At 42.4% G+C, this 23619-nt stretch carries 21 protein-coding genes; 14 read left to right on the top strand and 7 right to left on the bottom strand.

The window, feature by feature from the left end; translation table 11 throughout:
* Positions 1-246 precede the first annotated feature (246 nt).
* The 4 genes from DFP76_RS17155 to DFP76_RS17140 all read left to right on the top strand — a co-directional run bounded on the left by DFP76_RS17155 (position 247) and on the right by DFP76_RS17140 (position 4108).
* Positions 247-1803: a phosphoenolpyruvate carboxykinase gene (locus tag DFP76_RS17155; protein WP_113875783.1), complete on the top strand. Its 1557-nt coding sequence runs from the start codon at positions 247-249 to the stop codon at positions 1801-1803.
* A gap of 133 nt (positions 1804-1936) precedes the next feature.
* Positions 1937-2716, top strand: a complete 780-nt coding sequence (locus DFP76_RS17150; protein WP_113875782.1) for a TatD family hydrolase — start codon at positions 1937-1939, stop codon at positions 2714-2716.
* Positions 2713-3588, top strand: a complete 876-nt coding sequence (locus DFP76_RS17145) for an SDR family oxidoreductase (RefSeq protein WP_113875781.1) — start codon at positions 2713-2715, stop codon at positions 3586-3588. Before DFP76_RS17150 ends, DFP76_RS17145 begins: the two co-directional genes overlap by 4 nt.
* Positions 3589-3700: 112 nt before the next feature.
* On the top strand, positions 3701-4108 hold the full coding sequence (locus DFP76_RS17140; protein WP_245931968.1) for a hypothetical protein: 408 nt from the start codon (positions 3701-3703) through the stop codon (positions 4106-4108).
* Between the two features lie 14 nt (positions 4109-4122).
* Here DFP76_RS17140 and DFP76_RS17135 read toward each other — a convergent pair whose 3' ends face one another.
* Together DFP76_RS17135 and DFP76_RS17130 are read right to left on the bottom strand one after the other, a co-directional pair.
* Positions 4123-4983, bottom strand: a complete 861-nt coding sequence (locus DFP76_RS17135) for a hypothetical protein (RefSeq protein WP_113875779.1) — start codon at positions 4981-4983, stop codon at positions 4123-4125.
* A gap of 19 nt (positions 4984-5002) precedes the next feature.
* Positions 5003-5542 (bottom strand): YceI family protein, encoded by a 540-nt coding sequence (locus DFP76_RS17130; protein WP_113875778.1) that lies wholly within the window; start codon positions 5540-5542, stop codon positions 5003-5005.
* Between the two features lie 139 nt (positions 5543-5681).
* Here DFP76_RS17130 and DFP76_RS17125 point away from each other — a divergent pair, with 139 nt between their 5' ends.
* On the top strand, positions 5682-6563 hold the full coding sequence (locus DFP76_RS17125; protein WP_113875777.1) for a LysR family transcriptional regulator: 882 nt from the start codon (positions 5682-5684) through the stop codon (positions 6561-6563).
* 63 nt (positions 6564-6626) lie between these two features.
* Here DFP76_RS17125 and DFP76_RS17120 read toward each other — a convergent pair whose 3' ends face one another.
* The 3 genes from DFP76_RS17120 to DFP76_RS17110 all read right to left on the bottom strand — a co-directional run bounded on the left by DFP76_RS17120 (position 6627) and on the right by DFP76_RS17110 (position 10719).
* Positions 6627-8543, bottom strand: a complete 1917-nt coding sequence (locus DFP76_RS17120; protein ID WP_113875776.1) for a beta-ketoacyl synthase — start codon at positions 8541-8543, stop codon at positions 6627-6629.
* A 157-nt stretch (positions 8544-8700) separates the two neighbouring features.
* A complete protein-coding gene (locus tag DFP76_RS17115; RefSeq protein ID WP_113875775.1) occupies positions 8701-9561 on the bottom strand; it encodes a glucosaminidase domain-containing protein in 861 nt (286 codons plus the stop codon).
* A 183-nt stretch (positions 9562-9744) separates the two neighbouring features.
* Positions 9745-10719, bottom strand: coding sequence for a glutathione S-transferase family protein (locus DFP76_RS17110; RefSeq protein ID WP_113875774.1), 975 nt, complete (start codon positions 10717-10719; stop codon positions 9745-9747).
* A 111-nt stretch (positions 10720-10830) separates the two neighbouring features.
* Here DFP76_RS17110 and DFP76_RS17105 point away from each other — a divergent pair, with 111 nt between their 5' ends.
* The 3 genes from DFP76_RS17105 (at position 10831) to DFP76_RS17095 (ending at position 13693) form a co-directional block, all read left to right on the top strand.
* Positions 10831-11982, top strand: a complete 1152-nt coding sequence (locus tag DFP76_RS17105; RefSeq protein WP_113875773.1) for a GGDEF domain-containing protein — start codon at positions 10831-10833, stop codon at positions 11980-11982.
* Positions 11983-12428: 446 nt separating this feature from the next.
* The gene (locus DFP76_RS17100) at positions 12429-13076 is read left to right on the top strand and encodes a TetR/AcrR family transcriptional regulator (protein WP_113875772.1); all 648 of its coding nucleotides are present in this window, start codon (positions 12429-12431) and stop codon (positions 13074-13076) included.
* Complete coding sequence (locus DFP76_RS17095) at positions 13073-13693, top strand: LysE family translocator (protein WP_113875771.1); 621 nt, start codon at positions 13073-13075, stop codon at positions 13691-13693. Before DFP76_RS17100 ends, DFP76_RS17095 begins: the two co-directional genes overlap by 4 nt.
* A 90-nt stretch (positions 13694-13783) precedes the next feature.
* Here DFP76_RS17095 and upp read toward each other — a convergent pair whose 3' ends face one another.
* Positions 13784-14440, bottom strand: a complete 657-nt coding sequence (gene upp, locus DFP76_RS17090) for a uracil phosphoribosyltransferase (protein WP_113875770.1) — start codon at positions 14438-14440, stop codon at positions 13784-13786.
* Between the two features lie 243 nt (positions 14441-14683).
* Here upp and lon point away from each other — a divergent pair, with 243 nt between their 5' ends.
* Positions 14684-17119: an endopeptidase La gene (lon, locus tag DFP76_RS17085; protein WP_113875769.1), complete on the top strand. Its 2436-nt coding sequence runs from the start codon at positions 14684-14686 to the stop codon at positions 17117-17119.
* Positions 17120-17240: 121 nt separating this feature from the next.
* Entirely contained in the window at positions 17241-18623 is a 1383-nt protein-coding gene (locus DFP76_RS17080; protein WP_113875768.1) for an MATE family efflux transporter, read from the top strand.
* 10 nt (positions 18624-18633) lie between these two features.
* Here DFP76_RS17080 and DFP76_RS17075 read toward each other — a convergent pair whose 3' ends face one another.
* Positions 18634-19395 (bottom strand): TlyA family RNA methyltransferase, encoded by a 762-nt coding sequence (locus tag DFP76_RS17075; RefSeq protein WP_113875812.1) that lies wholly within the window; start codon positions 19393-19395, stop codon positions 18634-18636.
* Between the two features lie 101 nt (positions 19396-19496).
* On the opposite strand from DFP76_RS17075, the gene DFP76_RS17070 reads away from it, so the two are divergent.
* From DFP76_RS17070 to DFP76_RS17055, 4 genes are all read left to right on the top strand, one after another.
* On the top strand, positions 19497-20336 hold the full coding sequence (locus tag DFP76_RS17070) for a sulfurtransferase (protein ID WP_113875767.1): 840 nt from the start codon (positions 19497-19499) through the stop codon (positions 20334-20336).
* 111 nt (positions 20337-20447) lie between these two features.
* Positions 20448-21617 carry a nucleotide sugar dehydrogenase gene (locus DFP76_RS17065; RefSeq protein WP_113875766.1) on the top strand — a complete coding sequence of 390 codons (1170 nt, stop codon included), beginning with the start codon at positions 20448-20450 and terminating at the stop codon, positions 21615-21617.
* Positions 21618-21619: 2 nt separating this feature from the next.
* On the top strand, positions 21620-22558 hold the full coding sequence (locus DFP76_RS17060; protein WP_113875765.1) for a glycosyl transferase family 90: 939 nt from the start codon (positions 21620-21622) through the stop codon (positions 22556-22558).
* Positions 22559-23050: 492 nt separating this feature from the next.
* Positions 23051-23560 (top strand): outer membrane protein OmpK, encoded by a 510-nt coding sequence (locus tag DFP76_RS17055; RefSeq protein ID WP_245931967.1) that lies wholly within the window; start codon positions 23051-23053, stop codon positions 23558-23560.
* Positions 23561-23619: the final 59 nt, after the last annotated feature.

Below are 23619 nucleotides of genomic sequence, written 5' to 3'. Positions count from 1 at the left end.
AAATCGTTCAAATATTCATCAGAAGTGCGGCTTTTAGCGTGTTTTGTTACTGTTTTTTTCATTATTTCTATATTTTTCAAATGGTTAGGTCTTATTGTTAGCTTTCAAAATGGTAATAAAATAACAGTTCGTTATAACAATATGTTTTCTTAGAATGTTTTGTTACTATCGATTTTACAGAGTTAATTCATTTCAAAATTATAAAAAAATATCAGTCAACCCTTATCGTACAGAGGATTTAGCGTAATGAACTCCGCATCGGAAGTAACTAGAATTCACAAGAACCTAACTACACCTCAATTGGTGGAAAAGGCATTGCAAAATGGCGAAGGGGTTCTAGCCGATAATGGCGCACTTGTTGTTGAAACAGGCGCTCGTACAGGTCGTTCTCCAATGGATCGTTTCATTGTAGAAGAAGCATCTAGTAAAGATAATATTCATTGGGGCCCGGTTAACCGAGCTTTTCCAGAAGATAAGTTTGCACCATTGTGGGATCGTGTAACGGCTTATTTGGATAATAAAGAGTCTTATGTTTCTAATATTCATGTCGGTGCGGGCGATGAATATTATCTACCTGTGATCATGCGTACTGAAACGGCCTGGCATCACTTGTTTGGACGTAACTTGTTTATTCGTCCAGAAACATACAACCCGACCTCTAAAGGTGAATGGCAGATTTTGAATGCCCCGAACTTTGTGTGTGAGCCGGAGCGTGATGGTACTAATTCTGATGGTTGTGTGATTTTAAACTTTGCCGAGCGTAAGGTTTTGATTGCTGGTATGCGTTACGCTGGCGAAATGAAAAAAGCCATGTTCTCTGTGCAAAACTACTTATTGCCAGCATACGATGTATTGCCAATGCACTGTGCGGCAAACGTTGGAACAGACGAAGATGTGACTTTGTTCTTTGGTCTATCTGGAACGGGTAAAACAACCTTATCAGCAGACCCAGAGCGCTTCTTGATTGGTGATGATGAGCATGGTTGGGGTAAAGATACTGTCTTTAATATTGAAGGTGGTTGTTACGCTAAAACCATTGATCTATCGAAAAAGAATGAGCCAATCATTTGGGATGCGATTAAGTTCGGTACTATTGTAGAAAACGTGGTACTAGATCCTGAAACGCGCGTGGCTGATTACACAGATACTTCTTTAACACAAAATGGCCGTGCTGGTTACCCGCGTGAGCACATTGAGAAGCGTGCGCCAGAGAATCGCGCTGGTGAGCCAAATGCCATCATCTTCTTAACGTGTGATTTAACTGGCGTATTGCCTCCTGTTTCTATTTTGAGTAAAGAAGCGGCCGCTTACCATTTCTTGAGTGGTTACACGGCATTGGTTGGGTCTACCGAAATGGGAGCAGGTACAGGTATTAAATCCACTTTCTCTACTTGTTTTGGTGCGCCTTTCTTCCCGCGTTCGGCAGATGTGTACGCAGACCTTTTGATTAAGCGTATTGAAGAATTCGGCAGTAAAGTTTACTTGGTTAATACCGGTTGGACTGGTGGTGCTCATGGACAAGGCGGTAAGCGTTTCAGTATTCCGACAACCCGAGCTGTTATTTCTGCTATTCAATCAGGTGCATTAGTTGATGTGGAGACCGAGCATTTGGGAGATGTGAATTTGGATGTACCGACTCAGGTTCCTGGTGTTGATAGCGTCTTATTGAATCCTCGTAAGACTTGGTCTGATCAAGCAGCTTATGAAGCACAAGCCAAGAATTTGATTGCTCAGTTCGTGGAAAACTTTAAGAAGTTTGATACCGTGTCTGAGGCAATTGTGAAAGCAGGTCCTGCTCTCTAATTGCTTATTTCATAAAGTTTTTTTAAAAAGCCGCGACTCTGTCGCGGCTTTTTTGGTTGTTGGCTTAAAAAAAATATTTTTGATTAAAATTTAAGCTAGCCATTAATGTTATAAATAATGTAATCTTTTGTATATGTATATAGATACTCATTGCCATCTTGATTTTGATGTGTTTGACCAAACTCGGGATGAGTTGATGCTGAGCTGTGACGCTGTTGGGGTGAAAGGTTTTTTAGTGCCAGCAACGACGGCGGCTTCTTGGCGAAAGTTGAGTCATTTAGCGAAGCATTATCAACAATGGCGCATAGCTTATGGTTTGCACCCTTATTTTTTGCAACAAGCAAGGTTGGAAGAATTGGATGCGCTAGCCGAGCATTGTGAAACAGACTCTGTATTAGCCATTGGTGAAATAGGTTTGGATAATTGGCCCGGTTCCTGTGATATGGGCATTCAAAAAACGTTTTTTGTGCGCCAATTGCAGTTGGCGAAAAGTTTGCATTTGCCTGTGGTGATTCATGCTCGGAAAAGTTATGACCTGGTCTATCAATGCCTTCGTCAAGTAGGCTTGAAAACAGGTGGCACCATTCATGCTTTTAATGGCAGTTATGAACAGGCGCAGCGGTTTGTTGAGTTAGGTTTTGTTTTAGGGATGGGTGGTACGGTGACGTACCCAAGGGCGAAAAAGGCTCAGCGTGTTTTACAGGCTTTGGACCGTCAGTCGTATGTGTTGGAAACGGACTCTCCCGATATGCCTTTGTATGGATATCAAGGTCAGGTGAATACTCCCTTGTCGATATTAAAGGTAGCAAAGAGCGTTGCCACTATTCGGAATGAAGAAGTAGAGCAGATTGCTGTTGATAGCTATGATAATCTACTACGAGTTTTTCCTAAGTGGCATGAGGTCATACTTTGAATAATAAACAAGATATTAATGCGCCGATCCGTATTTTGCTGCTGGGTTCGGGAACAGAAGTCGGGGCGGCTTTTTTAAAGCTAACCCAAGATAAACCAGAATTTGAATGGTTGTGTCCAGACGAAGCTCTATTGTTGGATGCAACGCGACGCGATGAATTTAAAGCCATGGCCTTTGATGTGGTTATCGATGCTTTGAGTTTACGTCATGCTCTGCAATCGGACTATGATAAGTTTTTGGGCACCTTGACCTTTTTAAGTCAAGAGGCGTTTGCGCCACTGATTATGTTAAGCAGTGCACGGGTGTTTTCGGGTAATAAGGGGTTAGCTTACTCGGAGAAAGATGAGCCTGATGGTACTAGTAGTTATGCGAAAGCGTTAATCCGGGCCGAAACTGAAGTATTAAATCACCCACAAAATATTGTGTTGCGAACGGGGTGGTTGTTCAGTGGTCAGGGGGATGATTTTGTTTGTCGTACACTGGAGTCAATCCAGGGTGGCGTTAATCTTGCTTACAAAGATGACTTGATTGGCAGTCCGACCCCAGTCTCTGATTTAGTGAGAGTGGTGTTGTCCATGCTTAATCAAGGTCATTACGGTGCAGAGAATAAAGGGATTTATCATTATTGCTGTGCTGAGGAAATTAGCTGGGTTGGTTTGGTTGAAGCGATATTGGCAACGGCGGCTCAATACGACTCAAGAGCGCAAGTCGATGTTGAAGCGCAATCGGATACCGTAGAAGGTGTGCCGCAAGTTGCTATGAAGCGACAATCTCTGTCTTGTCGAAAGGTGTTTAATCATTTTGGCATTAAGCAGCGACCTTGGCGATCAAAACTAAGAAGTCTGGTAAAGGAATTGTATCAAGTTAGTTGATAAAGGCATGAACGGTTGAGGGCTCTTTTGTGAATCTGAGACTCGCTCATGCCTTTCAAGGTCAATGGTTGACCTTTGATATGCAGATAGAGCAGGAGTTGACGTGCATAAAATGAATCTTAAAGCCGTAATGGTCGTGTTTTTCTTCCAAGTGTTGGTAGGCGTTCTTTGGTATGCATCAACCCCAACGCAATTCTTGGGTCGCCCTGTGTGGCAGGATGCAGCAGAACTTCCAAGCTGGGATGTGCTGGTGATATTTCTAATTTCAAGCTTCGTGTTCTTGTGGTTCACGGCTTGGCTGATGTTAAGAGTGAGAAATTTAACGCGCATCGGACAATTCTTTTTAGCCATCTTTATATGGCTTTTGATTGTGTTGCCAAACTTCTTGATCGTGTCATTGCATTTAGAATTGGAGCATGAAGATACACTTTATTTGCTGTCTTATAGTGCTGTGCATTGCGCCATAATGGCCATTATTCTGCCATTATGGCGTCCTTCGCGTTCTATTTTTAAAGACTAGTAACGGTCTTTAAATTAGTAGAGGCTGCTTTCAGGCCATACTAACCATAAGCAAAAGCCACTAACGATAATACTTAGTATGGCTTGGCAAAGAATGGTTGGTATGGCTTTTTGCGTTAAGTGGCGAACGATTGGAGTAACAAAACAAGAAGCCGCGATTAAAGTCATAACACTAAGAGGGATGTCAGCTAAGACATGGCTTTGACTGATTAGGCCTGCTAGTAGGATGATGGCTGGCGTGCTGCTAAAAGCTTGTTGGTTTGATGTGATAAGGCTTACCAGTAGGTAACCAGCACTGGCGGCGGCAAAAGCACCAAGTAACTGACCTATCAACAAGCTGCCACCAATCGAAATAACAGGGGCGGCACTGCCAGCAACAATCATTAAACCAATCATAGGGGTGTGAGGTTCTAGTTTTTCTAAGCCTTTCCGTTCTGTGCTGTTTGGTCCTGTCTGTTGACTTAGCGCAATATACATTAGCGTGGCAACGGCACAAGCAACAGACCATATTAGGCTCATATGGAGTCCCGAATGTTTTAGTACCGGGTTAAGCAAAAGATAGAAAGACAATCCCGTTAATAAGGCACAAAGGCCATACTTTAACGCTGTTGAGTTGCTAATGAGATGTAAACTGATAAAAACAAATGTGCCAATAAGGGCACTGATACTGTAATAATCTATCGCTTGTTTTGGTGGCAAGCTCAAGCCTGAATGGATCAGGCTGAGCCCTACAATAAAACCACCAAGATAGCCTAAAAAAGACGATGTACGCAGTAATTTGCCAGTAATAAAACTGACTATCAGCGCGGCGATAAAGGGGTAAATGGCCGTATGCAATAGCATGATTAGATTTGAGTTACTGGCTTCTTCGTACATGTCTCTTCCTTAAACTGTCTTATTGGCGAATGCCTTCCACGTATACTTCGATCTCTGTTGCATCAGTGACGCCTGGAATGAAGTAAGTGATGCCGAAATCACTACGGTTAATGGTTGTTGTTGCTTCAAAACCAGAACGGTAGCCGCCCCATGGGTCTTTGCCTTCGCCAACTTTTTCAACATCAAATGTTACGGACTTGGTGACGCCATGCAAGGTTAGATCACCAGTTAATGTGTTGCCATCAAATTGCTTGCTGGTGAACGTTAAAGTTGGGAATTGTTTAACGTCTAGGAAATCTGGGCTGCGTAAGTGCTTGTCACGTGCATCGTGGTTGGTATCAACGCTGTCAGCTTGAATGGTCAGTGTTGCTGAACCAGATTTACCGTCGTCGGCGTATGAGAAGTCACCGCTGAACTCGTCAAAACGACCCACTGTGGTACTCACACCCAAGTGGCCAATTTTAAAGATAACAGCAGAGTGAGCTGTATCGACTTTGTAATCTGCTGCGAAAGAAAGGCTAGAGGCAAGGGCCAAAGCGCTAATTGCTAATGCTTTCATGTGTGTTCTCCTTATTGATATGAATGTATCCGTACAGTTTAGAGTCTTTTTTTTAATAAATAATCAGCTAAAAAAACAATTCAATGTTAACTATAATGAAATAATAAAATGGGAACTTTTTTAATGTTAGGTGAGTGAAATGGATAAGCTTCAAGCAATGAAGGTGTTTTGCCGAGTATACGAAGTGGAGAGCTTTAAGCTGGCCAGTGATTCGCTGGGTATATCAAGGCCAATGGTGACTCGTTATATTAACTTTATTGAAGATGAATTGGGAACTAAGTTACTACAAAGAAATACTCGTAATATTAGCGTGACTCACGCTGGCCAAAAGTATTATCAACATTGTGTATCTATCTTGGATGCCTTAGAAGAGGCTGAGAGTGAAATAGGAGACTTGGCACAAAAGCCAAAAGGATTACTGAAAGTCAGTGTACCAATGGACTTTGGCTTGACGCATTTGGTGCCGTTGCTCGACAGCTTTACACGCCTGTACCCACAAATTGAATTGGATGTAGATTTTAGCGATAAGCGTGTCGATATGACAGAATCTGGTGTGGACTTAGCGATTAGAGGAGGGCTTTTAGGAGGAGATCAATTTGTTGCTCGCAAACTTTGTACCGCTGGTTCTTATGTGTGTGCTTCCCCTGAGTATCTTGAGCGTTATGGTGCGATCACGTCTTTAGAGGATTTGCAGCGTCATAATTGTTTGCTCTACACCAATACTGTGACCTCTGATCATTGGCAATTTACGAATGAAAAAGGCGAACAAGGCTCCGTTGTAGTATCCGGAAATTGTCGTGCTAATAATGGTGGCGCATTGGCTCGTTTGGCCTTAGAAGGGGTTGGCGTTATTTACCAGCCAGAATTTTTGCTATCAAAATATTTAGAATCAGGGGCGTTGGTCAATGTTTTACCACAATGGAAAGGGTATGAAATTAGCTTTCACGCAATTTATCCGCAACGTAAATTGATGTCGCAGAAGACGCGATTATTGCTCGAATTCTTACAAGAGCATCTGTAAATCTGAGTTACCACTTGGACGGTGTGCAGAGCCATTCAAGTGGTAACTCAGTGCGGTATTTGATTAGCTTAGATCGTCAAAATCGTTATCGATGTGAAGGTCAACCGGAAGGTCATAGCCAGGCAGTTTGATGTGTTGATTGGTGATGTCTAATTCTTCACCCCCTAGCACATTAAAGCCAAACTTGTAGGTCGGTAAAACTTCACCGCGAATAGCGGCTTGATTGTATTCGGTTGCGCTTTCAGCGACGGCGACTTTTCTTTGCTGGTAATCCGCCAGTTGCTCCGCTGAGTAGCGTTTTGATAGCATTTTCATAGCCTGTTGAGGGGAAAGCAGTACTGCTGTGGCATTGTTACCACCGAAGCCTTTCGAGTTTAACAAAGCCGCATCAAAATACTCAGCACCATAATGCTCGTGTTTTAATTGGAACTTTAAACCGTCTTGATAGACATCATCAGCGATGGCTTTCGAGGTGGTGATACCAGGTAAAATACCATCTTGCCAAACACCTAATGAAAGATGCAATTGATCACCACCGGCCGTGCCTTGTGAATGACCCAAAAAGGCTTTCATAGCAACAACAGGCATATCTGTTGCACCAAAGCTGGTGGCGGCTTTGCTCAGTACATGTGATTCGGTAATTCTATTCTGAGGTGTGCTGGTGCCGTGAGCCTGAATAAAGGTGCGTTTAGTCAAGCCTTCATTGCCTATGATATTTTCTAAATAAGCCATGGCTTTGCTCATGGTTAAATAGTTACCAACTCCCGGCGCAGAGATGGATTTTTTATGGCCATCTGCATGGGAAAATACTGCTGGGATAGCACCAAATATTTGCGCGCCAAGTTCAATCGCGAGTTCATCATCCATCAGTAGTGTCCATTGGCTGGATTCGCCAATGGTGAAGCCACAGTTTTCGGCAAAGGGGCGACAGCTGCGAGTATGATCTGGCTCATCATGTTGGCTTAATTTGTCTAAAGCCAGTAATGAAACGTCTTCCGCCAATGCTCCCATGGTACGGAAACCTTCAATGATCTCAGGCGTAATGGGCGCATCGCTACCACCGACCATGGCAACGCGGAATTTACCGGATTTTATGCCGTCTACCGCACGCTCTAAATTAAAGAAATAAGTTGCACATGCACCAATGGCTGTTCCCACATTGCCTACGCTTCCTAGTAAGTAAGCATTAACAAAGTCAGCGGGCATCTGAGCATAGCCCAGCGGTAAATGTTTTGAGGTTGTGCGCTTGCCCATTAGGGCTGATTTCAACATGCCTCCGAAGCCTAAATCATCCATTTGTCCAATGGAATTAGCCGCGTAAACAGCCATTTTGTCAGGGGAGACTTTGCTGCGAATCAATTCCCAATCAATACCACTGCTCTTAATCGCATCAGATGCACCGTAAACTGTCATTTGCAAACCGCGCGGATGGTTACGGCTCTGGTAAAGTTTACCTGCGTCAAAACCTGTTGGTAGTTGTCCCGCTGCTTTTACGGCTAATGGTTTGGTGTCTTTTACGAAGGTTTCTAGGTTTCCATCGACCGTGATTTCACTAATGGTGTCGGAGACGGGAGTCACCTTCCAGTTTGATGGCTTATTTTTGGGTAAAGAGCGTGTTTTCGCTCGGAAGCTAAAGTGCTCTTCAGTAGAAGTCGCTTGTAAGGACGCTGCTTTATGGATGGTGACATGGTCAACATCAAATAGGCTTGGGTGAATGCGGCGAATCAGTGTTTTTGCCAGAAGTTCTTCACCAATGCTATCGACTAAGGTTTCTGCATCCAGTGTTTCCCCTGATTGGGTGTGCCAAAGTCCATTTTTATGCTCCGCCATATTCGTTAGCGTGGCAAGATCCAATAACACATCCTGCTGGATTGAGCTTGGTAGAAGATCGAAAACGATTCGGCGATAAGCTTGATGAGATGAAGTACGACCAGCCGAATTAATTCCGCCAAAGCCAACAATAACAGGTAAACGGGCCAATTGAATTTCCTCGTTTTATGAATGAGTAAAATATTACGGTATTGTAATGAAGGGGATGACGCTTAGCCACCCCAGACAGAGTTATTTAGTAACGTAAAGTTGCATTTTATTACATTTTTTCCAGCTTGGATTAGGAAAAAAGTGCAACAAAAAATAGTTACTCATTATTTGCTTGCATGCGATTAAAACGCCATAGCTTGTTGTAGTTAATCAAGCTGATGATTTCCTTCACGTAAGCTTGGCCTCGTTGTGAATAGTGCTCTAAACCTTGTGCTAATGCTAAACCAGTGATGACGTCACCTTGTTGTCTAAGATTGGCGCGAGTGTTGCGGAGCTTTTTATACGCGGAGTTGGTATTCAAGTTATCAATGTAAGCAAATACAGACTCACGAGCGTCGTGGAATTTACGCACTTCATGATCGGCATCGTTATCACGAGACACAGGAACTAGGCCGCACCCCTTGCGAAAACACCATTGTCCAAAGTAATTGTTGCCTTGGGTAGCGAAACGAGAGGTGCCCCAAGCGGATTCATTGGCAGCTTGTGCCAGAACCAGTGATGTGGGGATGATATCTAGTCTAGATAATAGGGCTTGAAGGTCTTGTTTGGCGTATTGAGTTAACACTTTAAGCTTGTTGTCTTTGCGCAATTTTGAGACCCAAGCCACCTCTTTTTTAGAAAGTTTGCCGGCTTTTTTGAGAAGAGCCGTTAAGCGTTCTCGATCGGCTAAGATCAAGTCATTTTTTTCTTTGGCAAAGGGCGATAAGTATTCGAAGAAGGCTTTCTTACGTGCCTTAACATCCGTAATTGCTTGAAAATCAGGTGCTTGAGCTTGAATCGGGTGAGACTTAAAGTAGTCTTTTTCGTCCTGTGTTGCTTCGCCAGATTCGTCTGCAGAAGTCACTTCTTCTGCTGTGTCTGCATCTGTTACATCGGCTTCATCCTGAAATGGGTCGGTTTTAATCCATAAAACTAAAAATAGTATTATTGTGATAACCCAGAGTATTTTCTTTTCCATAAACAACCACAACTCTCAACTGTAACATAAGGGTTTGCTTTACTTTGCTCAATGTTGAGCCATCATCGAAAAGCAAAAGAAACCTCATTATCCTTAAAATACATCCAATTTAACAGTCTTTAGAATATTTGCTGACGATACCATGACATTTTGAATGCCTTGGTATCGTTTCATTTGCCAATATTAGGGTAGAAATAACTGTTTAGGGCCAACAGGAACTACTTGTGTTGGGTTGATGTTCTTGTGGCTGTAATAATAGTGTCGTTTGATGTGATCCAAGTTGACCGTTTTTGCGATGTCTTGATGTTCATACAAAGATTGTAAGTAGCGGTTAATATTTGGGTAGTCGAGAATGCGCTTTAGATTGCATTTGAAGTGACCAAAGTACACTGCATCAAAACGAATCAAGGTGGTAAATAGTCGCCAGTCAGCCTCAGTTTGTTGATCGCCCATTAGGTAACGACGACCTTGCAATCTGTCTTCTAGATAGTCCAGGGTGTCAAACAAGGGGATTAAAGCGTCTTCGTAAGCGGCTTGAGTTGTCGCAAAACCGCACTTATATACGCCATTGTTTAAGCTATGGTAGATTCTGTCATTAATCTCGTCGATTTCCTTTGCCAGCTCTTGCGGGTAGAAATCTAAGGTGTTTCCAGTGAGCTCATTGAAGGCGCTATTAAACATGCGAATAATCTCAGCAGACTCATTTGAGACAATGGTATGCGTTTGTTTATCCCACAAGATGGGGACCGTAACTCTTCCGCTGTAATCTGGTTTCGCTTTGGTATAAATTTGATGCGCAAATTGAAATTGATGTAATGGATCGCCAATGTCCACATGCGCATCTTGAAAGTCTGGGTCCTGCTTGAATTCCCAACCATTTTCTAACATGTCAGGGTGGACACAACTGACACTGATGATGTCTTCTAATTGCTTGAGGTGACGAAATATCAGAGTACGATGCGCCCAAGGGCATGCTAAAGAAACGTACAAATGATAACGTCCAGATTCGGCCTGGAAATGTTCGGTTTGGTTGGCATCGTACTGATCGCTCGGATAAATCCAGTTTCGAAAAATGGCTTCGCTACGAACGAATTTACCTTGTGATTTTTTTGTGTCGTACCATTGGTCAACCCACTTGCCATCTACTAATAATCCCATTGTCTTTTCCTTATCTTGTATATTTCTACATATTATTAATGAAACCGAATGCGTTTCGGGGCAATATATTGGTCGTATTTAATCGAATGATTCGATGGGTTTGTTTGTCCTATGTCTGAGCGTTTTGGTTCCTTATTCGCACCATGTTGTATCCTGCTCTTAAGTGTTTATGGCAGCTTATATGTTGGTTTACTGCCGCCCGTTTGGGTGAGTATTTTGCCATTGATGCCTTTGATTCTAGCAGGTGTGGCTATTTTGCTAGCCTGGCACTTTAATAAAGGTCGCGTTTTTATTCTGGTGCTGCTGTTGTTGATCCCCAAATTGTATGGAGGGTCAAATCAAACCGCTTCCATTACCGCGTATTTGGTGGTGTCTTGTTTCTGTGTGGCGTTATTGGCCTTTGTTAAGGAAAGGGGCTTTTTTAATCGCTTTGCGGTTAATCGCTTATTGTTTGTCGCTATGCTGGTCTGTTGGTGCTACGCCGTTGAGCGCCATTGGGTGTCTTTTGCCTTTCTTGATCAAAGCGTTTTCCAGTTATCGCTTACTTGGTCTGATTTATTACTTTGGTTTGGCCTAGTCGTCAGCATCATGCTGATGGCCATTGCGTGGTGGCTAAGTAATGATGCTTTTCATGCCAGTGGTTTAATTAGCATTCTTAGTTTGATCATCATTTCTCGTTTTAGTGTTTCTGGTGTGCAGTACGATACGTTGTTGTCGGCACAATGTTTATTGTGGATATGGTTCCTATTAATGGAAAGTTATCGCATGGCGTATTTAGACGACATGACACGCTTACCTGGACGTCGTGCCTTGAATGAGCAATTAGTGGGGTTGTCTAAGCATTATGCTATTGCCATGGTCGACGTGGATCATTTTAAGAAATTTAATGATACCTATGGTCATGATATGGGAGACAAGGTGCTTAAAAGCGTCGCCCAACAATTAAAGTTGTTTTCTGCTCCGGGACGAGCTTTTCGCTATGGTGGAGAAGAGTTTACCGTGGTGTTTCGACGAGCTCAGGTCAAAGACGTTGAAGCTGTGTTGGAGTCGGTACGTGAAAGTATTGAAGAGGCTCAAGTTGAGGTCTTTGATCCTAAAAAGAAAAAAGACGTCGAAGTGAATGTGACAGCGAGCATTGGTGTGGCGTTCGCATCGGCTGGTGAGGTGCCAACAAATGTTCTCAAACGAGCTGATGAGGCACTGTATCAGTCGAAAAAGAAAGGTCGAAACCGAGTCTCTAAGTCGCTTCCAGCAAAAAATTAAACCGAAAACTAAAAAAATTGACCGTTTGTTCAATTTTTTTAGTTCAAACTATTGCACTGTTACATCAGCTGTCTATAATTAATCTCAGAATTCAAGAACATTAAGGCGCATGCTGTTTTCATGAGCCTTAATCACAGCGCCAACGTGGTGTAACAGTTAGCTTAAATAATGAATGCCTATAGTTATTTAAGTCTCTGTTACGAGGGGAAATGGGGAGCTTCGGCTCCCTTTTTTTATGCCCGAAATTCAAGTGTATCTCCGCTTTCCTTTAGTCTTTCTGTTAATCTCTTTTTATTTCTTTAGGGTGTTGTTGAATGGATCAACGCGCATATTTTGTGTTCGGTCAGCTTCGTGACGGCGTCAAAGAGTGTTATTCTTATGCTCTCTCTGAATCGGATCATCAGAGTTCCCCCCCATTATTTATTAGACAGCAGCGAGGCTAGACTTTGAGCGACGCAAAACGACCTAAAGATCAGCTGAAAGCGCACATTAGAGCGCAGAATCAAACCCTTATATTAGAAACATCGGAGCGCGTATTTGCTCGTCAAGGTTTGGCAAAGACCACGACTCAAATGATTGCGGACGAAGCTGGCTTACCTAAAGCCAATGTGCATTATTATTACCGATCGAAAAAAGATTTATTGGAAGCTGTATTAGAGCGTATTTTGGAAATGTGGCTTCATTCTGTCAGCGAATTTAATGTTGAAGAAGGCCCAAAGCAAAACTTAACTCGATACATTAGTGAGAAAATTGACCAGTCTCGTGATAATAAAAATGCCTCTAAAGTCTTTGCTATGGCGTTAATCGGAGAAGAGTCTTTCGTACTGGATTATTTGCGTCGTTTGTTTGTCACCGAATTGAGCCGTGAAAAAGCCACGATTGAAACTTGGGTTAATAAAGGCTTGATGGACCCTGTGCCAGTCGAACATTTATTTATCAGTATTTGGGCCATGACGCAGACTTATGCAGATTTTGATGCACAGGTACGAATTATGTTGCAAAAAGATGCCTTAGAAGAGAGTGATTACGAAGAGGCAAAGGCCTTTATCACGCGCATGGTATTAGCGGGTTGTGGTGTGAAGGCATTGTCATGACAGTCGAAAGCAGTCTTACCTTTTTTGTTGCTATTTTTATTTTCAGTATTACACCTGGTCCGGGTGTTTTTGCCATCATTGCACGCAGTATGACCCAAGGTGCTAAGGCCAGTGTGTCATTAAGTGCTGGAATGGCGGTCAGTGATATTCTTTATTTAATCATGGCGTGTTATGGGTTGGCCGTTATTGCGCAAACCATGGAAGGTGTGTTTTTAGCCATTCGTTATCTAGGGGCCGCTTACTTAATTTATCTTGGCTGGAAGATGTGGACCGCTTCTGTTTCTAATAGTGCTGAGTCAGATTTAGGAGGCACACCCAAGAAAGAAGTGGCGAGCTTTGTGCAGGGTTTTATGATTTCTGCTTCAAACCCAAAAGTCATTTTGTTTTATGTGGCTTTTTTGCCGACTTTTATGGATCTAACAGTGCTGACTAGTTGGGATATTGCTTGGGCTTCTATGCTGGCTTTTGCCGCTTTAATGATGGGCTTAACGCTGATCGCTGTGAGTGCTTCTCAAGCTCGTAGAATGATGAAGTCTCCAAATGCTATGTCATCTCTTAATCGCGTAGCTGGTGGTGTGATGATTAGCGCGGGTGGTTTTTTAGCGTTACGGAGTTAGGTATCGTTTTGGTAAAGGTTGTTTTTTTACTAAAGCTGCTGACAGGGTTGAAGGGTTTTATCTTCTTGTTGTCAGCAGCTTACATAAAATTTAACGAGTACCGTAAATTCGATCGCCCGCGTCACCGACCCCAGGACGGATATAAGCATGGTCATCCAAGCCACGATCAATGGCGCCAATGTACATCGCTACATCTGGGTGCGCCTCTTTAAATGCTTGAATGCCTTCTGGTGCGGCAAACAAGCAGATGAAACGAATGTCAGAAGCCCCCATCTCTTTCATTTTCTCGATCGCCATGATGGCAGAGTTGCCCGTTGCCAACATAGGATCTACCACAATAATGGTGCGTTCATTCACAGAATGAGGCATCTTTAAGTAGTACTCAACTGGTTGTTTGGTGTCTGGATCACGGTATAAACCGACGTGGCCAACACGGGCTGAAGGCGACAGTTTTAGTACGCCCTCGGCTAGACCATTGCCGGCACGCATAATGGTCACGATGCACAGTTTCTTGCCTTTAAGAACAGGGCACATGGCTTTTTCAAGCGGTGTTTCTACTTCGATATCCATGGTATCCAGGTCACGAGTGGCTTCGTAACCAATCAGTGTTCCTAGCTCTTCTACCAGCATTCTGAATTCACGAGTGCTCGTGTTTTTGTCGCGTAGACTGGTGAGTTTGTGTTTCACGAAAGGGTGGCTGATGACAAAAATGTCGTTGTATTTTTCAAGAAGTTGTTCGCGAGTCATGCGTTTTTCCTTTTCGTTGGCGGGCTTGGGTGTTGCAATCATTGCCTTGCAAAATATGTGCTCATAATACCACTAAGTGGATTTCAGCTGAATCATTAATCTTGTCCTTCTGGTTAGTAGTGGTCTGGGTTAGGTTGGGGATTGTTTTCTTAAAGATCGTCACTACATAAACAAACATTAGATTGGCTACATTAGCCGCGAATGTGTGGGGGCAAGTCTCCCAAGAAAGAATTGGATTGAAGAATGAGTAATGACGATTTTTTAGACAACCAAGAAGATAATGATGTCATGGCCGACGATGAAAGTGTGGTGATCAGTGATCCCAAAGCGTTGGCTTTGCCAGACGATGTGTTGCCAGAAACACTGTATATCTTGCCGATTTCCAGTCGACCTTTTTTCCCTGCGCAAGTGCAGCCTGTGATGGTTGACGCCGAACAATGGGAAGACACGGTTGAGCGCATTGCAGAGCATCCGCAAGCAGCGGTTGGCTTGGTGTACGCTGAAAAAGTGGGTAAAGGTGCGCCTCCGGTAGAAGTTTTTCGTTCAATCGGTTGTGCAGCTCGGATTCATAAGGCCGAAAAACAAAACGATAAGCTGACTTTCCTCGCACAAGGGGTAAAGCGTTTTGAGGTGGTCGAGTGGTTAAGTGACACGACGCCCTATTTGGCGAGAGTGCGTTACATCAATGATGCCAAAGCCAGTGACGATGAAGCAAAAGCCTATTCCATTGCTATTCTAGATGCCATTAAAGAGTTGATTCGACTTAATCCATTATTCAGTGAAGATTTGCGTCAGTATTTGGGGCGTTTTTCTTTCAATGAATCTGGTTTATTAGCGGATTTTGCCGCTTCTATCACGTCGGCAGAGCCGGAAGAGTTATACGATGTGTTGGCCACAATACCGGTGCAGGCGCGGATGCATTTGTCGTTAACTTTGTTGCGTAAGGAGCTGGAAATTGCTCGTTTGCAAAATGAAATCAGCGCTGAAGTAAACGATAAAATTGGGAAGCATCAACGGGACTTTTTCTTACGCGAACAATTGAAGGTGATCCAGAAAGAGTTAGGGATTTCAAAAGATGATCGTACCTCTGATGTGGAAACGTTTGAAGAGCGGTTGCAAGGAAAAACTTTAACTTCGTCAGTAGCGGATAAAATTCAAGAAGAACTGCATAAACTGAGTATTCTAGAAACTGGATCCCCTGAATATGGTGTGACGCGTAACTATTTAGATTGGGCGACTTCTTTGCCTTGGGGTGTGCATTCTGACGATAACTTGGACATTAAATCCGCTCGTGAAGTATTAGAGTCTCACCACGCTGGTTTGAGCGATATCAAAGATCGTATTGTTGAATTCTTAGCACTAGGCGCCCACCGTGGTGAAATGGGAGGATCAATCTTGTTGTTGGTTGGCCCCCCTGGCGTGGGTAAAACGTCTATCGGTAAATCTATTGCTGAATCTCTCAATCGTAAATTCTATCGCTTTAGTTTGGGTGGGATGCGTGATGAAGCCGAGATTAAAGGCCATCGTCGTACCTATATTGGTGCTTTACCCGGTAAGTTTGTGCAGGCGTTAAAAGATGTTCAAGTCGAAAACCCTGTCATCATGTTAGATGAGATAGATAAAATCGGTTCCTCATTCCAAGGTGATCCAGCGTCTTCTCTACTGGAAGCATTGGACCCTGAGCAAAATAGTGAGTTTCTTGATCATTATTTGGATATGCGAATTGATTTGTCTAAAGCCTTGTTCATTTGTACGGCCAATCAGCTGGATACCATTCCTTCGCCGTTATTAGATCGTATGGATGTAATTCGTCTGTCGGGCTACATAGCAGATGAAAAGCTCGCCATTGCAAAGCAGCATTTATGGCCTAAGTTACTGAAGAAAAATAAGCTGCTGAAAAAACAGCTTAATATTACGGATGCGGCATTGCGTCATTTGATTGAACACTATGCACGTGAAGCTGGCGTGCGAGGTATGGATAAGTTACTGCAAAAAATACTGCGTAAATGTGTCGTAGAACTCATGACGGGTGAGAAAGAACACATTAATGTGGGTGTTAAAGATGTAGAAAGCTTATTGGGCATGCCTTATTTCCGTCCCGAAAAGACTCTTCAAGGGGTTGGTGTTGTGACAGGTTTAGCTTGGACTTCTATGGGGGGAGCGACTTTACCCATTGAAGCGACCAAAGTGCATGAACTTACCCGCGGTTTGAAGTTGACTGGCAAGTTGGGTGACGTGATGAAAGAGTCAGCAGATATTGCTTACTCATATGTGTTTTCTCATACCAAGAGCTATCAGCGATCCCCTGAGTTTTTTGATAAGTGCTTGGTGCACCTGCATGTGCCTGAGGGCGCAACACCAAAGGATGGGCCAAGCGCTGGTATTACTATGGCAACCGCTTTAATGTCATTGGCAAAAGGAGAGCCTGTACGTCGTGGTTTAGCGATGACGGGAGAGTTGACTTTAACAGGGCAAGTACTAGCAGTTGGTGGTATTCGTGAAAAAATCATCGCGGCTAAGCGTAGTAAAATTAACGAAGTGATTTTACCTGAACCAAATCGACGAGACTTTGACGAATTACCTGAATCGGTCAAGGATGGCATGACAGTGCATTTTGCTGAACGTTTTACCGATGTTGAAAAGGTGGTTTTCAATCGTGATGTGAGTAACCTTCATTGATATTCACTAATTTGTCCACAAACTAGGCATTCTCTTCATGGCCGAGTCATGAGAAAATGAACTAACCGGGTGAGCTTTGGCTTGCCCGGTTTTTTTATATTTAGGTTGCTAGGGGAAATGAATGCCTAATTCGGCAAAACTCACACAAGGCTCAACGTTTAAACACGTGGTAACTATGTCGGTTACTAGTGCGTTGGGGTTGATGTGCATGTTTTTGGTGGATTTAGTCGATATGCTTTTTCTCTCCATGTTGGGGGAAAAAGAAGCTGTCGCGGCAGTGGGTTATGCCAGCACCATTATGTTCTTTACGGTTTCGCTAAGTATTGCCATATCCATCGCGGCGACCGCTTTGGTTTCACGGGCCATTGGTGAACATAACCTTGAACTGGCAAAACGTAGAGCTGTTAATGTACTGGCATTTGGTATTCTATTTTCATCCCTCGTTGTTTGGTTTTTATGGCCAAAAATCCCACATATTTTGCTTTTTATTGGTGCCACAGGTCGGGCACTTGATCTGGCGACTGGTTATTTACAGATTCTGATATTAGGGATGCCTGCTGTGATGATTGGCATGATTGGTTCCGGGATTATGCGTGCCTTGGGCGATGCCAAGCGTGCAATGTACGCGACTATGGTTGGTGGCTTGGTGAATGCCGTTCTAGACCCTATTTTTATTTTTGCTTTTGGTCTCGGGGTCGATGGTGCGGCGATTGCGTCTTTATTAGCGCGTTGCTCTATGGTGATAGTGGCTTATTATGGCGTGGTTCGAGTTCATAAAATGCTGGGTGAGTTTGATCTTATGGATTTTTTCAAAGATACACGAAGCATTGCTGTGATTGCTGTCCCAGCCATGCTCACGAATATGTCTTCGCCTCTGGCGAACGCTATTGTAATGGAGCATACCGCGTCTTTTGGTGATGATGCGGTCGCAGCGGTGGCCATTATTGGTCGAGTAATACCTGTAATATTTGGTGGTTTGTTTGCGCTGTCTGGTGCGGTAGGGCCAATATTAGGGCAAAACTATGGGGCGGGGCGTTTTGATAGAATGCATCAAACCATTTCAAGTGCAGTAATTTATGCCTTGGGATATTGTCTTTTGTTATGTTGGGCTTTGTATGCGCTGCAGGATTGGCTGGTGGTGGTGTTTAATGCGTCTCCCGCCAGTGCGGATCTCATTCGCTTTTTTGCGACCTTTGTGTCGTTCAGTTTTTTCTTCCAGAGTTTGTTGTTTATCGCCATTGCTACCTTTAATAATCTTGGTCGTCCTCTTCACAGTACTTTGTTGAACTTTGCTCGAGCAACCCTAGGAACCTGGCCTTTGATTATTGTTTTTTCTTGGTTTATGGGAGCGGAAGGGATTTTGTTTGGGCAGGCCGTTGGCTCAGTGATTTTTGGCTCACTAGGTTTTTATATGGCAAGAAATTACATCGTTGAATTGGAGGAAAAGGAAGCGAAAGAAATACTACCTTCTGGTGCTTCCACAGGCTTTGATGAGATGATTTAAACGGTATTGATTATGGTTTTTTGACCGCCCATAGTAAAAACTCACGATTACCATCGCCACCTTTGATTGGGCTTTCAATGTAACATTGCACTTGGAATCCTAAAGCAGAGACAAAGGCTTTGATGTCTTTGGTTAATTCCGAGACTCTTTTTTCATCTTTCACTATCCCTCCTTTGCCCACAAATTCTTTGCCCACTTCAAATTGAGGTTTTACTAGAGTAATGAGGTGTCCTCCTTCTCTAATTAGCTCAGGGAGCTGTGGTAAGATTTTTGTTTGTGAAATGAAGGATACGTCCATTACAGCAAGGTCAAAACCCGTTTCTGGCAAGTGGTTTTGCAAGTCTTCTGTCGATAAATGTCGTGCGTTTATGCCCTCTAAACAGACAATCTGCGGATGATTTATTAAGCTTGAAGCCAGTTGTCCATGACCAACCTCAATGCCCACGACCTTATTTGCGCCATGTTGAATGGCGCAGTCGCTAAAGCCTCCGGTAGATTGACCGATATCTAGTACTTGAAAGTCTGTGATGTCTAAGTTTGTGTGAGACAAAGCTCCTTCAAGTTTAAGGGCGCCTCGAGAGACATATTTGTCAGTGTCTCTTGGAGTGATGTTTAACTTGGTGTCCGTTGAGAGTTTTAAACTGGCTTTGGTGATGGGATGCCATTGATCATTTAGTAAATAAGACACTCTGCCCTCACTGATAAAACTTTGTGCCTGTGAGCGAGACTTGGCTAGACCTTGTTCGGTCAGCAGAAGATCAATGCGTAACATAATAAAACCGTTAATGACAATATTAGCTGCTATATTATCAAAATTAGACCAAGCAAAATAGGTTAGTGAATGGTGCTGTAGCATCCATCTGAGGAGAGCCCGTGATACCGACAACCTTGATAACCACAGAAGAATTAGAGTCGCTTTTAGATTCGCCAAATTTAGTTGTATTAGACTGCCGTTTCTATTTAACGGATTTGGCTAAAGGAAGTTTGCTGTATCAGGACGGTCATATTCCCAATGCGATTTTTGTCGATGTGCATCATCAGTTAGCAGCCTCTGAAAGCGAGATGTCTGGACGCCATCCTTTGCCACCGGAACAGAGCTTTTCTAAGCAGTTGCAACTGTGGGGGATTGATAAGCAAAGTGATGTGGTTGTATACGATGATATGGGCGGTGCCATCGCTGCTCGAGCTTGGTGGATGATGGTGCAACAAGGCCTTAAAGTGCGAGTGTTGGATGGCGGTTATCCTGCTTGGTTGAGAGAGGATAAAGAGGTTTCATTTCAACAATCTACAGGCACGAAAAGTAATGAAGTTATGGACGTTTCATTCCCTTGGGCCATAGACGAGCAAAGTGTCGTTGAGAACTTTGAGGCGAATCAATTTCAATTAGTGGATGCTAGAGCAGCGGATCGTTTTCAGGGTGAGAATGAGACCATAGACCCAGTGGCAGGACACATTCCTGGCGCGATCAACCGCCCCTTTATGGATAATCTTGATGAGCTTGGTTATTTTAAACCTGCGGAGCAGCTGCATGTAGAATGGCAGGATTGGATTTCTGAGGACGAAGACAGTTACGTGTACTATTGCGGTTCCGGAGTAACGGCATGTCACAATGTATTGGCATTAAATTATTCCGGCATTGAAGCAAAGCTTGTGTATGTTGGTTCTTGGAGTCAGTGGGCCAAACGCATGTTACGTTTGACTAAGGCACAATAATTTTTCATTTAAAAGTAAAGAAAAGTTAGATTAGGCATTTTTAATTCATTCTCAAACTGTAAAATAGGGATATATTTCAAAATGTAACAATTTGGTGAAAGGTAGAGTTTGATGAAAATTGCGGTGGCTGGAACTGGCTATGTAGGGATTTCTAATGCTTTGTTGTTGGCTAAGCATAACCAAGTGGTTGCGCTCGATATTGTGCCTGAAAAAGTGGCCATGCTAAATGCCAAACAATCTCCTATTGAAGATGATGATATAGAGCGCAGCCTTGCTCAAGATGAATTGAATTTTAAGGCTACACTGGACAAAGAAGAGGCCTATGTTGGAGCAGATTACATCATTATTGCGACACCAACAGATTATGATCCAGAAACAAATTATTTTAATACCCGCCACGTTGAGTCCGTTATTGCTGATGTATGTCGTTTAAACCCAAATGCAGTGATGGTGATTAAGTCGACTGTTCCCGTTGGCTTTACAAAGTCCGCACAAGAGCAATTCGCCACGAACAATTTAATTTTTTCTCCTGAGTTCTTGCGAGAAGGTAAAGCCTTGCATGATAACTTATACCCTTCTCGCATCATTGTTGGAGAAGAGTCAGAGCGAGCACGTATTTTTGCTAACTTGCTTGTACAGGGAGCATTAAAAGAACAAGTAGATGTGTTACTGACTGGTTCTACTGAGGCTGAGGCGATTAAATTATTCGCGAATACATATCTGGCTATGCGAGTTGCCTTCTTCAATGAACTAGACAGTTATGCAGAATCTCACCAATTAGATAGCCGTCAAATTATTGAAGGGGTGGGATTGGACCCTAGAATTGGCAAACATTATAACAACCCATCCTTTGGTTACGGTGGTTATTGCTTACCGAAAGACACCAAACAGCTTTTAGCCAATTATGATCAGGTACCCAATAACCTGATTCGCGCCATAGTAGATGCCAATGTGACACGTAAGGACTTTATCGCGGAATCCATCCTTAAACGCTCTCCTAAAGTAGTGGGTATTTATCGTTTGGTGATGAAATCAGGGTCTGATAATTTTCGAGCATCGGCCATACAAGGTGTGATGAAGCGAATTAAGGCTAAAGGTGTGGAAGTAGTGGTTTATGAACCCGCTTTGGACGAACCACAGTTCTTTAACTCTCGTGTCATTACTGATTTGGCAGAGTTTAAGCGTTTATCTGACGTTATTGTGGCAAACCGTTTAACCGATGATGTAATGGACGTTGAAGAAAAAGTTTATACCCGAGATCTCTTTGGTGGCGATGCTTGAAAATGAAAAGAAAAAATTGGGAATATTACAAAAATCGTTGGGCTAAGATTCGCTATTATATTAGTGAAACTCTATTGTTAAAGAAACCTGTTAAAAGTGCCCATGATATTTTGAATTCTGCGGTTGTTACCGAGCAGATGCGCGAGAGGGCAGATTATTGCTGTAAGCTAGATAGTAGTTTTAGTCCCTCAGAAAACTCTGTTTCTGTTGGTGAATTTAAAAAGACAAAAAGCTTTGTATATTTTGCTGATACGAAACGAGTTGTGAGTCATTTCCCCAAAGATAAACGATTTGATTATGTATTTGGCGATGTGACGCATGTCCCTGATGTGCCATCCTTTGTTAAAAGTCGTCCTATTATCGATAACAATCAAAACTCAGTGTTATTGAAGTTGAACGCTATTCGTCATTATCAATTTGTTGACGATAAAGTTTCTTTTGAAGATAAAATTCCCATGGCTGTATGGCGAGGAATGGTGCATCACCAACATCGACAAGATTTCGTTGAGCTTTATTATAAAAGCTCTTTAGCCGATGTGGGACATAATGATGTAGGTAAAAAGGGGGATGGGTACAAAGGTTACTTAACTGTATCCGAACAGCTGAAGTACAAATATGTTGTTAGCATAGAAGGGAAAGATGTAGCTACCAATCTAAAGTGGGCGATGAATTCAAACTCTTTAGTTATGATGAGGAAACCTCGATATGAAACATGGTTTATGGAGGGTATGTTAAAGCCTGATTATCACTATGTGTTGTTGAAAGATGATTTTTCCGATCTAGAGGAAAAGATACTTTACTATAATGCTCATCCTGAAGAAGCAAAGACAATAATTCAAAATGCTAATGAATATGTTATAGATTTTAAGGATGATGAAAAAGAATTATTAGTATCATTGTTGGTAGCAGATAAATATTACCGTCTGACTGCCCTTGGATGAAACGCTCTATTGTTTTCTTAAGAATTTTTTTGAAACCCTCTCTTAAAATAGACCAATATTTTGATCGTGATAAAGCTGCTTTTAGCTCTTTTCTGGTGTTTTTCTATTGTCCAATAAGAAAAAATTGACCTCCCTTTAGGGAGCTATTTTGTATTTTCTTCTACTTTTTTATAGATTAACGATCATTTTTTAAAGGTTGCCTTAATGTTTTATGCCCTTAGAAATAGCATTTTTATATGTATTATTTTCATATCTCTTGTTTTTTTATCTTAGTCTTTTAGTTTTATGTTTTTTTATGTCTTTTGATTTTGGTGTAATGATAGTCTTCTCGTTTTTATTTTTGTGCAAAATTAATTAATACCTTAATTACTTTACATTTTTTAAAAAAATTTAAGAAATTATTTTCTGACCGTGTGGTTATATTTTATGTAAAGCTTCCATTTTATTGAATAAGGTAAAAACATAAACAAAAAACTTTTTGGCCTTTCCGCCTTGCTACTCAGTAGTGTCAGCTTCGCTGCAGATTATTCTGATGATATTCATAAAAATGATTATTCTTGGAGACAATTTAATCTAATGTATGCTTTTGATGAATTGCCTGGTGAGTCAAGCCATGATTACATGGAAATGGAATTTGGTGGTCGCTCAGGAATTGTGGATCTATATGGTTATTTAGATATTTTTAACCTAGGTTCTATTGAGAGTAGTGATAAAGCAGATTCAGACAAAATGTTTCTGAAGATTGCACCTCGGTTTTCGCTTGATGGTATTACGGGAAAAGACCTTTCATTTGGGGGTGTTCAGGAGGTTTATGTGTCGACTTTATTTAGTTTAGACGGTGGTGAAGATGGTACAAATAATTCGTTCTTTGGCCTAAGAGCAGATGTGAATGTACCTTGTTTGGATAAGGTTGGTGTAAACCTTTACGCTTTATATGATAAAAGCTTTGGTAACCGTGATGGGTTGTGTAATCCCCCCATTTTTAACAGGGGTGAAAAGTAGAGCCTAAGCTGCCTTCATAAGCCATTTAGGTGGAATGCCACCAATGGCACTGTTTGGCC

Source organism: Marinomonas aquiplantarum (assembly GCF_003314975.1).
Lineage (GTDB): Bacteria > Pseudomonadota > Gammaproteobacteria > Pseudomonadales > Marinomonadaceae > Marinomonas > Marinomonas aquiplantarum.
Note: the sequence above shows the minus strand (reverse complement) of the source record. Positions and strands in the feature narration are given on the sequence as shown.